At 55.3% G+C, this 13,045-nt stretch carries 11 protein-coding genes; all 11 read left to right on the top strand.

Annotation, left to right across the window (positions count from 1 at the left end):
- The first annotated feature begins 11 nt into the window (after positions 1–11).
- The 11 genes from amiB (at position 12) to rnr (ending at position 12,985) form a co-directional block, all read left to right on the top strand.
- Positions 12–1,343 (top strand): N-acetylmuramoyl-L-alanine amidase AmiB, encoded by a 1,332-nt coding sequence (amiB, locus tag ACTJJI_RS11940; protein ID WP_194516725.1) that lies wholly within the window; start codon positions 12–14, stop codon positions 1,341–1,343.
- A gap of 9 nt (positions 1,344–1,352) precedes the next feature.
- Positions 1,353–3,197, top strand: coding sequence for a DNA mismatch repair endonuclease MutL (gene mutL, locus ACTJJI_RS11935; RefSeq protein WP_182382001.1), 1,845 nt, complete (start codon positions 1,353–1,355; stop codon positions 3,195–3,197).
- Positions 3,190–4,140: a tRNA (adenosine(37)-N6)-dimethylallyltransferase MiaA gene (gene miaA, locus ACTJJI_RS11930; protein WP_014830380.1), complete on the top strand. Its 951-nt coding sequence runs from the start codon at positions 3,190–3,192 to the stop codon at positions 4,138–4,140. The genes mutL and miaA overlap by 8 nt, the downstream gene beginning before the upstream one ends.
- A gap of 85 nt (positions 4,141–4,225) precedes the next feature.
- Positions 4,226–4,537 carry an RNA chaperone Hfq gene (gene hfq, locus ACTJJI_RS11925; protein ID WP_013095287.1) on the top strand — a complete coding sequence of 104 codons (312 nt, stop codon included), beginning with the start codon at positions 4,226–4,228 and terminating at the stop codon, positions 4,535–4,537.
- 74 nt (positions 4,538–4,611) lie between these two features.
- Entirely contained in the window at positions 4,612–5,892 is a 1,281-nt protein-coding gene (hflX, locus tag ACTJJI_RS11920) for a ribosome rescue GTPase HflX (RefSeq protein ID WP_014830381.1), read from the top strand.
- A 56-nt stretch (positions 5,893–5,948) separates the two neighbouring features.
- Positions 5,949–7,208 carry an FtsH protease activity modulator HflK gene (gene hflK, locus ACTJJI_RS11915; RefSeq protein WP_014830382.1) on the top strand — a complete coding sequence of 420 codons (1,260 nt, stop codon included), beginning with the start codon at positions 5,949–5,951 and terminating at the stop codon, positions 7,206–7,208.
- A 2-nt stretch (positions 7,209–7,210) separates the two neighbouring features.
- Positions 7,211–8,215 (top strand): protease modulator HflC, encoded by a 1,005-nt coding sequence (gene hflC / locus ACTJJI_RS11910; protein WP_014830383.1) that lies wholly within the window; start codon positions 7,211–7,213, stop codon positions 8,213–8,215.
- A 71-nt stretch (positions 8,216–8,286) separates the two neighbouring features.
- Positions 8,287–8,484, top strand: a complete 198-nt coding sequence (locus tag ACTJJI_RS11905; RefSeq protein WP_440654179.1) for a DUF2065 domain-containing protein — start codon at positions 8,287–8,289, stop codon at positions 8,482–8,484.
- Positions 8,485–8,588: 104 nt separating this feature from the next.
- Positions 8,589–9,887: an adenylosuccinate synthase gene (locus ACTJJI_RS11900; RefSeq protein WP_440654216.1), complete on the top strand. Its 1,299-nt coding sequence runs from the start codon at positions 8,589–8,591 to the stop codon at positions 9,885–9,887.
- Between the two features lie 192 nt (positions 9,888–10,079).
- Positions 10,080–10,505: a nitric oxide-sensing transcriptional repressor NsrR gene (gene nsrR, locus ACTJJI_RS11895; RefSeq protein WP_014830384.1), complete on the top strand. Its 426-nt coding sequence runs from the start codon at positions 10,080–10,082 to the stop codon at positions 10,503–10,505.
- A 38-nt stretch (positions 10,506–10,543) separates the two neighbouring features.
- Positions 10,544–12,985: a ribonuclease R gene (gene rnr, locus ACTJJI_RS11890; protein ID WP_013095293.1), complete on the top strand. Its 2,442-nt coding sequence runs from the start codon at positions 10,544–10,546 to the stop codon at positions 12,983–12,985.
- The last annotated feature ends 60 nt before the right edge of the window (positions 12,986–13,045 follow it).

Genomic DNA, 13,045 nt, shown 5'->3' with positions numbered 1-13,045 from the left:
GGGATGACGGGATGATAAATCGCGTTAAAGGTTGGTTAGTGGCTGCCACAGTGCTGCTGTGCGCGCAGGCTGGTGCGGCAAGCCTCTCGGATATTCAGGTGTCGAACGGGGAGAGTCAGGCCCGGATCACGTTCAGTTTTATGGGCGACCCTGAGTATGCTTTTTCACAACCAGACAGCCGCAGTGTGGCGCTGGATATCAAACAAACCGGTGTGATCCAGGGGTTGCCGTTGCAGTTCAGCGGGAACAACCTGGTCAAAAGTATCCGTTCGGGGACGCCAAAAGACAGCCAGTCATTGCGCCTGGTGGTCGATCTGACCGAAAAGGGTAAAACGCGGGCGGTGAAGCAGCAAAACGGCGCAAATTATACGGTGGTGTTTACCATCAACGCTGACGCGCCACCGCCACCGCCACCGGTTGTGGCGAAGCGCGTGGAAGAGCCGGTTTATACCCCGCGTCCATCTCAACCTGCGCGTAATCCGTTTAAAACCGACAACGATCGCATGACCAGCGTCACCAGCAGTAACACCGTGACGCGCCCGGCGGCCAGCGCGCGTCGTGTGGTCAGCGGTGATAAAGTGATTATCGCCATTGATGCCGGTCACGGTGGGCAGGATCCTGGGGCAATTGGCCCGGGCGGTACGCGCGAGAAAAATGTGACCATCGCCATTGCCCGTAAGCTACGGACCCTGTTGAACGACGATCCGATGTTTAAAGGCGTGTTGACCCGTGACGGCGATTACTTTATCTCCGTGATGGGACGCTCAGACGTGGCGCGTAAGCAAAATGCTAACTTCCTGGTCTCCATTCATGCGGATGCCGCGCCAAACCGTAACGCCACGGGGGCATCGGTATGGGTGCTTTCGAACCGTCGGGCGAACAGTGAAATGGCCAACTGGCTTGAAGAGCATGAGAAGCAGTCCGAACTATTAGGTGGTGCGGGCGATGTGCTGGCCAACAGCCAGTCTGACCCGTATCTCAGCCAGGCGGTGCTCGATTTACAGTTCGGTCATTCCCAGCGCGTCGGGTATGATGTCGCCACTAATGTACTGAACCAGTTGCAAGGCATCGGGGCATTGCACAAGCGCCGCCCGGAGCATGCGAGCCTCGGGGTTCTGCGTTCGCCGGACATTCCATCGATCCTCGTGGAAACGGGCTTTATCAGCAATAACAGCGAAGAGCGTTTGCTGGGCAGTGACAGCTACCAGCAGCAAATTGCCGAAGCGATTTATAACGGTCTGCGTAAATACTTTGAGGCACATCCGCTGCAGTCTGCGCCGCAGGGCGGTGCAGCCCAGACGGCCAGTGCCGTGCTGCCGGGTGAGATGACCGCGACCAACTAAGGAGAATTCATGCCGATTCAGGTTCTACCGCCGCAGCTTGCGAACCAAATCGCCGCCGGTGAGGTGGTGGAGCGCCCTGCGTCGGTGGTGAAGGAGCTGGTCGAAAACAGTCTCGATGCGGGAGCCACCCGCATCGACATTGATATCGAACGTGGTGGCGCAAAGCTGATTCGCATTCGTGACAACGGGTGTGGCATAAAAAAAGACGAGCTGGCGCTGGCGCTGGCGCGTCACGCCACCAGTAAAATCGCCTCTCTGGACGACCTTGAAGCGATCATCAGCCTCGGATTTCGCGGCGAGGCGCTGGCCAGTATCAGCTCGGTTTCCCGTTTAACGCTGACCTCCCGTACGGCCGAACAGCAGGAAGCCTGGCAGGCCTACGCCGAAGGGCGTGATATGGACGTTACGGTCAAGCCTGCGGCGCATCCTGTCGGCACGACGCTCGAAGTACTGGATCTCTTCTACAATACTCCCGCCCGCCGTAAGTTTATGCGCACCGAGAAGACCGAATTCGGTCATATCGATGAGATTATCCGCCGTATCGCGCTGGCGCGTTTCGATGTCACCATCAACCTCAGCCATAATGGCAAGCTGATGCGTCAGTACCGTGCGGTAGCGGAAGGTGGGCAGAAAGAACGTCGTCTGGGCGCTATCTGCGGTACACCGTTTCTGGAACAGGCGCTGGCCATTGAATGGCAGCACGGCGATCTGGCCCTGCGCGGTTGGGTTGCCGACCCGAACGCCAGCAGTGCCGCCTTCGCGGAGATCCAGTATTGTTACGTGAATGGTCGTATGATGCGCGACCGTCTGATCAACCACGCCATTCGTCAGGCCTGCGAGGATAAGCTTGGCGCGGATCAGCAGCCTGCGTTTGTGCTTTATCTTGAAATCGACCCGCATCAGGTTGATGTTAACGTCCATCCCGCCAAGCATGAAGTTCGGTTCCATCAGTCGCGACTGGTGCACGATTTTATCTATCAGGGCGTGCTGAGCGTCCTGCAGCAGCAGGTTGAACCCACGCTGCCGCTGCAAAATGAAGAGCCCGCTCCGCGTCCGATACCGGAAAACCGTGTTGCGGCGGGGCGCAACCACTTTGCCGAGCCTGCCGTCGCGCGTGAAGCGGAAGCGCCGCGTTTCTCATCGGCGGGGAGCGCGCCGCGACCCACCGGCGCAAACTATCCCAACGCCCAGCCCGGCTATCAAAAGCAGCAGGGGGCGTTGTACCGTAAATTGCTGGAAACCCCCGCAGTTACGCGTAAAGAGCACATTGAGGTGCAAACGCCTTCGCTGGAAGGGCATAGCCAGAGCTTTGGCCGGGTGCTGACGATTATCGCCCCGGATATGGCGTTACTCGAACGTGAGGGCAAGCTTATGCTGCTGGCTCTGCCGGTTGCGGAACGCTGGCTTAAACAGGTGCAACTGACCCCGGGTGAAAACGCGGCTTGCGCTCAGCCGTTACTGATCCCGGTTCGGCTAAAAATATCCGCTGACGAAACAAGGGTATTGCAGCGCGCAGAGGCCCAACTGGCGCAGATGGGGATAGAAATGGTACTGGAATCACAGCATGTGACAATTCGTGCAGTGCCTTTACCCTTACGCCAACAAAATTTACAAAACTTGATTCCTGAACTGATAGGCTACCTGGCGCAGCAAACGTCGTTTGATGCCGCCAACACCGCGCAGTGGATCGCCCGCCATTTGGCCAGCGAACATACGCCGTGGAGTATGGCGCAGGCGATTAGCGTGCTGGCAGAGGTGGAACGCCTTTGTCCGCATCTGGTGAAAGCACCGCCGGGTGGATTATTACAACCTGTTGATTTACAAACGGCGATGACCGCCCTGAAACATGATTGATATCAGTAAGGCGAGCCTGCCTAAGGCGATTTTTTTGATGGGCCCTACGGCCTCCGGCAAAACGGCGTTAGCTATTGAGCTTCGTAAAGTTTTGCCCGTAGAGTTGATTAGTGTCGATTCTGCCCTCATCTACCGAGGAATGGACATCGGCACAGCGAAGCCAGACGCAGACGAACTGCGCGCGGCACCGCATCGTTTGCTGGACATTCTCGACCCGGCTCAGGCCTACTCCGCAGCGGATTTTCGCCGCGATGCCTTAGCCGAGATGGCCGAGATAACGGCGGCGGGACGTATACCGCTGTTGGTTGGCGGAACCATGCTCTATTTCAAGGCGTTGCTGGAGGGGTTATCTCCTCTGCCATCAGCGGACCCTGAAATAAGAGCAAAAATTGAGCAGCAGGCGGCAGAGCAGGGATGGGACGTTTTGCATCAGCAACTGGCAGAAATTGACCCGGTTGCCGCAGCACGGATCCATCCAAATGATCCGCAAAGGCTTTCCCGGGCACTGGAAGTTTTTTTCATTTCGGGTAAAACTTTAACGGAACTGACGCAAACGTCAGGAGACGCTCTGCCGTATCAGGTGCATCAGTTCGCCATCGCCCCGGCGAGCCGTGAACTGCTCCATCAACGAATTGAGCAGCGTTTTCATCAGATGTTGGCTTCAGATTTTGAAGCAGAAGTGCGGGCGCTATTTGCCCGTGGAGATTTGCATACGGATATGCCTTCCGTTCGTTGTGTGGGATACCGCCAGATGTGGTCATACCTTGAAGGCGAGATTTCATATGATGAAATGGTTTATAGAGGTGTTTGCGCCACGAGACAGTTAGCGAAGCGCCAGATCACCTGGTTGCGCGGTTGGGAAGGTGTTCACTGGTTAGACAGTGAAAAACCGCAACAGGCGTTAAACGAAGTGATTGAGGTTGTTGGTGATATCGCTCACTGAATGTGTACAATTGAGACGTATCGTGCGCAATTTTTCAGAATCGCAAGGTTCTAAGTACAAAACAAGCATATAAGGAAAAGATAGAATGGCTAAGGGGCAATCTTTACAAGATCCGTTCCTGAACGCATTGCGTCGGGAACGTGTTCCAGTTTCTATTTATTTGGTGAATGGTATTAAGCTGCAAGGTCAGATTGAGTCTTTCGATCAGTTCGTGATCCTGTTGAAAAACACGGTCAGCCAGATGGTCTACAAGCACGCTATTTCTACTGTTGTTCCGTCCCGTCCGGTATCCCATCACAGCAATAACGCTGGCGGCGGCACTGGTAGTAACTACCATCATGGCAGCAACGCGCAGGGTTCTTCTGCTCCTGCGCAGGACAGCGACGAGACCGAATAAGGTTTCGCACTGTTATCCACACGGGGAGCCAGGGATCCTGCGTTCCCCGCTGATCTTTTTAGAGGGTTTTACGCTTGTTTGACCGTTATGATGCCGGTGAGCAGGCGGTGCTGGTACACATCTATTTTTCGCAAGACAAAGATATGGAAGACCTCCAGGAGTTTGAATCTCTGGTCTCTTCCGCCGGTGTCGAAGCAATGCAGGTGATTACCGGTAGCCGTAAAGCGCCGCACCCAAAATATTTTGTTGGTGAAGGTAAAGCAGTAGAAATTGCGGATGCCGTAAAAGCAACCGGTGCGTCAGTCGTGTTGTTTGATCATGCGCTGTCTCCGGCGCAGGAGCGTAACCTGGAAGCGCTTTGCGAATGCCGTGTTATCGATCGCACGGGGTTGATTTTAGATATTTTTGCTCAGCGTGCACGCACCCATGAGGGTAAGCTGCAGGTTGAGCTGGCGCAGCTGCGCCATCTGGCCACGCGTCTTGTACGTGGCTGGACCCACCTTGAACGACAAAAAGGCGGGATTGGTTTGCGCGGTCCGGGTGAAACCCAGCTCGAAACCGACCGCCGTTTGCTGCGTGGCCGTATTACCCAGATCCTCTCACGTCTGGAAAGAGTCGAGAAGCAGCGTGAGCAGGGACGTCGGGCGCGCACGAAAGCCGACATCCCGACGGTGTCGCTGGTGGGGTATACCAACGCCGGTAAATCCACCCTGTTTAACCAGATTACCGAGGCCCAGGTCTATGCCGCAGACCAGCTGTTTGCGACCCTGGACCCGACGTTGCGTCGTATAGACGTGGCGGATGTGGGGGAAACCGTGCTGGCGGATACCGTAGGGTTTATCCGCCATCTGCCTCATGACCTGGTGGCCGCGTTTAAAGCCACCCTGCAGGAGACGCGTCAGGCGACCCTGCTGCTGCACGTGATTGATGCTGCAGATGTTCGCGTGCAGGAAAACATCGACGCGGTGAATGTGGTGCTGGAAGAGATCGAGGCCCACGAGATCCCAACGCTGTTGGTGATGAACAAGATCGACATGCTGGATGAATTTGAGCCGCGTATCGATCGTGATGAAGAGAACAAACCGATTCGGGTCTGGCTTTCTGCCCAGACCGGTATTGGTGTGCCACTGCTTTTCCAGGCTTTGACAGAACGTCTTTCCGGTGAGGTAGCCCAGCACACGCTGCGACTGCCGCCACAGGAAGGCAGGCTGCGCAGCCGGTTTTATCAGCTTCAGGCGATAGAAAAAGAGTGGATGGAGGATGACGGCAGCGTGGGGATGCAGGTGCGTATGCCGATCGTTGACTGGCGTCGCCTCTGTAAACAAGAACCTGCGCTGGTCGACTATATCGTCTGATCGGAAAGGGTATGCCTGAATAATTCGCCCTTGCATAACAAATATGGAGCATATACATGGCGTGGAATCAGCCCGGTAATAACGGACAGGACCGCGACCCGTGGGGAAGCAGCAATAATCAAGGCGGCAACTCTGGGGGAAATGGCAACAAAGGTGGTCGCGATCAGGGGCCGCCGGATCTGGATGATATCTTCCGCAAGCTAAGCAAGAAGCTTGGTGGGCTCGGTGGAGGAAAAGGGTCTGGCTCGGGTGGCAATTCTACCCAGGGCCCGCGCCCGCAAATGGGTGGCCGCATTGTGGGCATTGTGGCCGCTGCCGTGGTCATCATCTGGGCTGCCAGCGGGTTCTACACCATTAAAGAAGCCGAGCGCGGCGTGGTCACCCGTTTTGGTAAGTTCAGCCATCTGGTTGAGCCGGGCCTGAACTGGAAACCGACCTTCATTGACGACGTGACCGCAGTGAACGTGGAATCGGTGCGTGAGCTGGCCGCTTCCGGCGTGATGCTGACCTCTGACGAGAACGTGGTGCGCGTTGAGATGAACGTACAGTATCGCGTGACCGATCCAGAACGTTATCTGTTTAGCGTGACCAGCGCAGATGACAGCCTGCGTCAGGCCACCGATAGCGCCCTGCGCGGCGTGATCGGTAAATACACCATGGACCGTATTCTGACCGAAGGTCGTACCGTTATTCGTAGCGATACCCAGCGTGAGCTGGAAGAGACCATTCGTCCGTACAACATGGGGATCACCCTGCTTGACGTCAACTTCCAGGCCGCTCGTCCGCCGGAAGAGGTGAAAGCCGCGTTTGATGATGCGATTGCCGCGCGTGAAAACGAACAGCAGTACATCCGTGAAGCAGAAGCGTACACCAACGAAGTTCAGCCTCGTGCTAACGGTCAGGCGCAGCGTATTCTTGAAGAAGCACGTGCCTATAAGACTCAGACGATCCTGGAAGCACAGGGTGAAGTGGCTCGTTTCGCGCGCATTCTGCCGGAATATAAAGCGGCTCCGGAAATTACCCGTGAGCGTCTCTATATCGAGACCATGGAAAAAGTGCTGAGCCATACACGTAAAGTGCTGGTTAACGACAGCAAAGGTGGAAACCTGATGGTACTGCCGCTGGATCAGATGCTGAAAGGCGGTTCTGCACCGGCAGCGAAAGACAACAGCGGTGCCAATAACCTGCTGCGTCTGCCACCTGCATCGTCCGGTAGCTCAAGCGCAACAACCACGCCTTCTTCGAACGATGGTGACATTATGGACCAACGCCGTGCTAACGCGCAGCGTAACGACTACCAGCGTCAGGGGGAATAAGGATGCGTAAGTCAGTTATTGCGATCATCGTCATCGTACTGGTCGTACTTTATACCTCTATCTTTGTGGTGAAAGAGGGCGAGCGCGGGATTAAGTTCCAGTTCAGCAGCGTCGTCCGTGACAGTGACAAGCGTCCGGTGATTTATGAGCCGGGTCTGCACTTCAAGGTGCCTTTTATCCAGTCTGTGAAGACGCTTGATGCGCGTATCCAGACCATGGATAACCAGGCTGATCGTTTCGTGACCAAAGAGAAGAAAGACCTGATCGTTGACTCCTACATTAAGTGGCGTATCAGTGATTTCAGCCGTTACTTCCTGGCAACAGGCGGTGGTGATGTTTCTCAGGCGGAAGTGCTGTTGAAACGTAAATTCTCTGACCGTCTGCGTTCTGAGATTGGTCGTCTGGATGTGAAAGACATCGTGACCGACTCCCGTGGTCGTCTGACCCTGGAAGTACGCGATGCGCTGAACTCCGGTACTGCAGGTACGGAAGATGAAGTGGAAACGCCAGCGGCGGACGATGCGATTGCCAAGGCGGCTGAACGTGTTCAGGCTGAAACCAATGGCAAGGTACCGGTGATCAACCCGAACAGTATGGCTGCACTGGGTATCGAAGTGGTGGATGTGCGTATTAAGCAGATCAACCTGCCGGCAGAAGTGTCTGAGGCGATCTACAACCGTATGCGTGCAGAACGTGAAGCGGTAGCCCGTCGTCACCGTTCACAGGGTCAGGAAGAGGCAGAGAAACTGCGTGCAGCCGCGGACTACGAAGTGACCAAGACGCTGGCGGAGTCTGAGCGTCAGGGCCGTATCCTGCGTGGTGAAGGTGATGCGGAAGCCGCGAAGCTGTTTGCCGATGCGTTTAGCCAGGATCCAGACTTCTACGCCTTTATCCGTAGCCTGCGTGCTTATGAGAATAGCTTCAAGAGCAACCAGGATGTGATGGTGCTCAGCCCGGACAGCGATTTCTTCCGTTATATGAAGACGCCAACTAACGCAACGCGATAAACTCAGGTTAGTTTGAGTATTCAAACCACCGCTCCCAACGGAGCGGTGGTTTTCTTTTATAAGGATTAAAAATGAATTCAACGATCTGGCTGGCCCTGGCGCTGGTTTTAGTCCTGGAAGGCCTGGGGCCGATGCTTTATCCGCGCGCCTGGCGTCGCATGATCGCCACCCTGAGTCAGTTGCCGGATAATATTTTGCGCCGATTCGGTGGCGGTCTTGTGGTTGCTGGCATTGTTATCTACTACATGTTGAGGAACACGATTGGCTGATCAAAAAGTGATCGGATTTGGCATATTTTGGGGTCAAAAAGTGCTGTATATCTGAAAAAGCGATGGTAGAATCCATTTTTAAGCAAACGGTGATTTTGAAAAAAATGGGTAACAACGTCGTCGTACTGGGCACCCAATGGGGTGACGAAGGTAAAGGGAAGATTGTTGATCTTCTGACTGAACGGGCTAAATATGTTGTGCGCTACCAGGGCGGTCACAACGCAGGCCATACTCTCGTAATCAACGGTGAAAAAACCGTCCTCCATCTTATTCCATCAGGCATTCTCCGCGAAAACGTCACCAGCATCATCGGTAACGGCGTAGTGCTGTCTCCGGCTGCGCTGATGAAAGAGATGAAAGGTCTGGAAGACCGTGGTATCCCGGTTCGCGAGCGTCTGCTGCTCTCCGAAGCCTGCCCGCTGATCCTTGATTATCACGTGGCACTGGACGTTGCGCGTGAAAAAGCGCGTGGCGCGAAAGCGATCGGCACCACCGGTCGTGGTATCGGCCCGGCTTATGAAGACAAAGTAGCTCGTCGCGGTCTGCGCGTGGGCGACCTGTTTGATAAAGCGACCTTCGCTGAAAAACTGAAAGAAGTGATGGAATATCACAACTTCCAGCTGGTGAACTTCTACAAAGCTGACGCTGTTGACTACCAGAAAGTGCTGGATGACGTCATGGCGATTGCTGACATTCTGACCGGTATGGTTGTTGATGTGTCCGATCTGCTTGACCAGGCACGCAAGCGTGGCGATTTCGTCATGTTCGAAGGTGCGCAGGGTACGCTGCTGGACATCGACCACGGTACCTATCCGTACGTAACCTCCTCCAACACCACCGCAGGTGGCGTGGCGACGGGTTCTGGCCTGGGTCCGCGTTATGTGGATTACGTTCTGGGTATCATTAAAGCGTACTCCACTCGCGTGGGTGCGGGTCCATTCCCGACCGAGCTGTTTGATGAAACCGGCGAGTTCCTGTGCAAGCAGGGTAACGAGTTTGGCGCGACCACCGGTCGTCGTCGTCGTACCGGCTGGCTGGATGCGGTTGCTGTGCGTCGTGCAGTGCAGATCAACTCCCTGTCTGGCTTCTGCCTGACCAAGCTGGACGTACTGGACGGCCTGAAAGAAGTGAAAATCTGCGTCGGCTACCGCATGCCAGATGGCCGTGAAGTGACCACCACGCCGCTGGCTGCTGACGACTGGCAAGGCATCGAGCCAATCTACGAAACCATGCCAGGCTGGTCTGAGACCACCTTTGGTGTGAAAGAGCGTAGCGGCCTGCCGCAGGCGGCGCTGGATTACATCAAGCGCATTGAAGAACTGACCGAAGTGCCGATCGACATTATCTCTACCGGCCCGGATCGTACTGAAACGATGATCCTGCGCGACCCGTTCGACGCATAATCTTCGTGACTGCTGGCCTGCGGGGAAACCCGTAGGCTGGATAAGCGTAGCGCCATCCGGCGACCGCTCCTGGATCTCCGCTTTTTCGCCCCGTCTGTCAAATAAATTAGCCGCTAACTATCTGGCTGGTTTATCATCATTAATGAATCACTTTGCGGTCTATCCGCGTTTTCCTTTTTTCCTGAGGTTGATGTGCAGTTAACAAGTTTCACCGATTACGGCTTACGTGCGCTGATCTACATGGCGTCGTTACCCGATGGGAAAATGACCAGTATCTCTGAAGTAACAGAGGTCTACGGCGTGTCCCGTAATCATATGGTCAAAATAATCAATCAACTTAGTCGTGCCGGATACGTTGCTGCCGTCCGCGGGAAAAATGGTGGGATCCGTCTCGGTAAACCGGCGCAAAGTATTCGTATCGGGGATGTGGTACGTGAACTGGAGCCATTATCTCTGGTGAACTGCAGCAGCGAGTTCTGCCACATTACGCCCGCTTGTCGCCTGAAACAGGCGCTTTCTCTGGCCGTGCAAAGTTTTCTCAAGGAACTGGATAACTACACGCTGGCCGATTTGGTTGAAGAGAATCAACCGCTTTATAAATTATTGCTGGTGGAATGAAGAAAATTTCCACCGGAGCTGACAACGGAGGAACCGATATGTCACATGATCCTTTCCAGGAACGCGAAGCTGAAAAATACGCGAATCCTATTCCCAGCCGCGAGTTCATCATTGAACACTTAACAAAACGCGAAAAACCCGCCAATCGTGAAGAACTTGCTGTTGAATTAAACATTGAAGGTGAAGAGCAAACTGAAGCCCTTCGCCGCCGCCTGCGTGCGATGGAGCGCGACGGGCAACTGGTCTTTACCCGCCGCCAGTGCTATGCGCTACCAGAACGCCTCGACCTGCTGAAAGGGACCGTCATTGGTCACCGCGACGGTTACGGTTTTCTGCGCGTAGAGGGCCGTAAAGACGATCTCTACCTCTCATCCGAACAGATGAAAATGTGTATCCATGGCGACCAGATCCTGGCGCAGCCGCTGGGTGCCGATCGTAAAGGTCGTCGCGAAGCACGTGTGGTTCGTGTGCTGGTGCCAAAAACCAGCCAGATCGTTGGCCGCTACTTTACCGATGCCGGTGTAGGCTTTGTGGTACCGGATGACAGCCGTCTGAGCTTCGATATCCTGATCCCGCCTGAAGAGGTGATGGGCGCCCGCATGGGCTTTGTGGTGGTGGTGGAGCTTACCCAGCGTCCAACGCGTCGCACCAAAGCGGTAGGGAAAATTGTGGAAGTGCTGGGCGATAACATGGGTACCGGCATGGCTGTTGATATGGCCCTGCGTACGCATGAGATCCCTTACATCTGGCCAAAAGCGGTTGAAGAGCAGATTGTGGGCCTGAAGGAAGAGGTTCCGGAAGAGTCCAAAGCGGGACGTGTGGACCTGCGCAGTCTGCCGCTGGTCACCATTGATGGTGAAGACGCCCGCGACTTCGATGACGCCGTATACTGCGAGAAAAAACGCGGTGGCGGCTGGCGTCTGTGGGTTGCTATCGCGGACGTGAGCTATTACGTTCGTCCCCACACGCCACTCGATAACGAAGCGCGCAGCCGTGGTACGTCGGTCTACTTCCCGTCTCAGGTGGTACCGATGCTGCCGGAAGTGCTCTCCAATGGCCTCTGTTCCCTGAACCCGCAGGTTGATCGCCTGTGTATGGTTTGCGAGATGACCATCTCCAGTAAAGGTCGCTTAACCGGTTACAAGTTCTACGAAGCGGTGATGAGTTCCCATGCGCGCCTGACCTATACCAAGGTCTGGCATATGCTGCAGGGGGACCAGGATCTGCGTGAGCAGTATGCGCCGCTGGTCAAACATATCGAAGAGCTGCATAACCTCTACAAAACGCTGGATCAGGCACGCGAAGAGCGCGGTGGGATCTCGTTTGAAAGCGAAGAGGCGAAGTTTATCTTCAACGCTGAACGCCGCATTGAGCGTATCGAACAGACCCAGCGTAACGATGCACATAAGCTGATCGAGGAGTGTATGATCCTGGCGAACATTTCGGCGGCCCGTTTCGTCGAGAAAGCCAAGGAACCCGCGCTGTTCCGTATCCACGATAAACCGTCGACGGAAGCGATCACCGCGTTCCGCTCCGTACTGGCTGAACTCGGTCTAGAGCTGCCTGGCGGTAACAAGCCAGAGCCGCGCGATTATGCCGAGCTGCTGGAATCCATTGGCGATCGCCCGGATGCAGAAATGCTGCAGACCATGCTGCTGCGCTCCATGAAGCAGGCGATTTACGATCCGGAAAACCGTGGTCACTTCGGTCTGGCGCTGCAGTCTTACGCCCACTTTACATCGCCGATCCGCCGTTATCCGGACCTGTCTTTGCACCGTGCGATCAAGTATCTGCTGGCGCAGGAGCAGGGCCATAAAGGTAACACGACTGAAACCGGCGGGTACCACTATTCCATGGAAGAGATGCTGCAACTGGGTCAGCACTGTTCCATGACCGAGCGCCGTGCCGATGAAGCGACGCGCGAAGTCTCTGACTGGCTGAAATGCGACTTTATGCTGGATCAGGTCGGTAACATTTTCAAAGGCGTCATTGCCAGTGTGACCGGGTTTGGTTTCTTTGTTCGTCTGGACGAGCTGTTTATCGACGGTCTGGTGCATGTCTCCAGTCTGGATAACGACTACTACCGTTTCGACCAGGTCGGGCAGCGTCTGATTGGCGAATCGGGTGGACAGACCTATCGCCTTGGCGATCGGGTGGAAGTGAAGGTCGAAGCCGTCAACATGGACGAGCGTAAGATTGACTTCAGCCTGATCTCCAGCGAGCGCGCGCCGCGTAACGTAGGGAAAACCGCGCGTGAGAAGGCGAAAAAAGGCGGTAACGGCAACGCGAGCGGCAAACGTCGTCAGGCGGGCAAGAAAGTAAACTTCGAGCCAGACAGCGCATTCCGCGGTGAGAAAAAGCAGAAGCCAAAAGCGGCGAAGAAAGAGGCTCGCAAGGCGAAAAAGCCGTCCGCGAAAACGCAGAAAATTGCTGCTGCGACCAAAGCGAAGCGCGCAGCGAAGAAACAGCAGGCGGAGTAAATCCTCCCCTCACCCTGACCCTCTCCCCAACGGGGAGAGGGGGAATTACCTATTATGAGA

This window comes from Enterobacter sp. 22466 (assembly GCF_052044775.1).
Classification (GTDB): domain Bacteria; phylum Pseudomonadota; class Gammaproteobacteria; order Enterobacterales; family Enterobacteriaceae; genus Enterobacter; species Enterobacter dissolvens.
The sequence above is the reverse complement of the archived record's forward strand: the minus strand, read 5'-3'. Positions and strand labels throughout refer to the sequence as shown.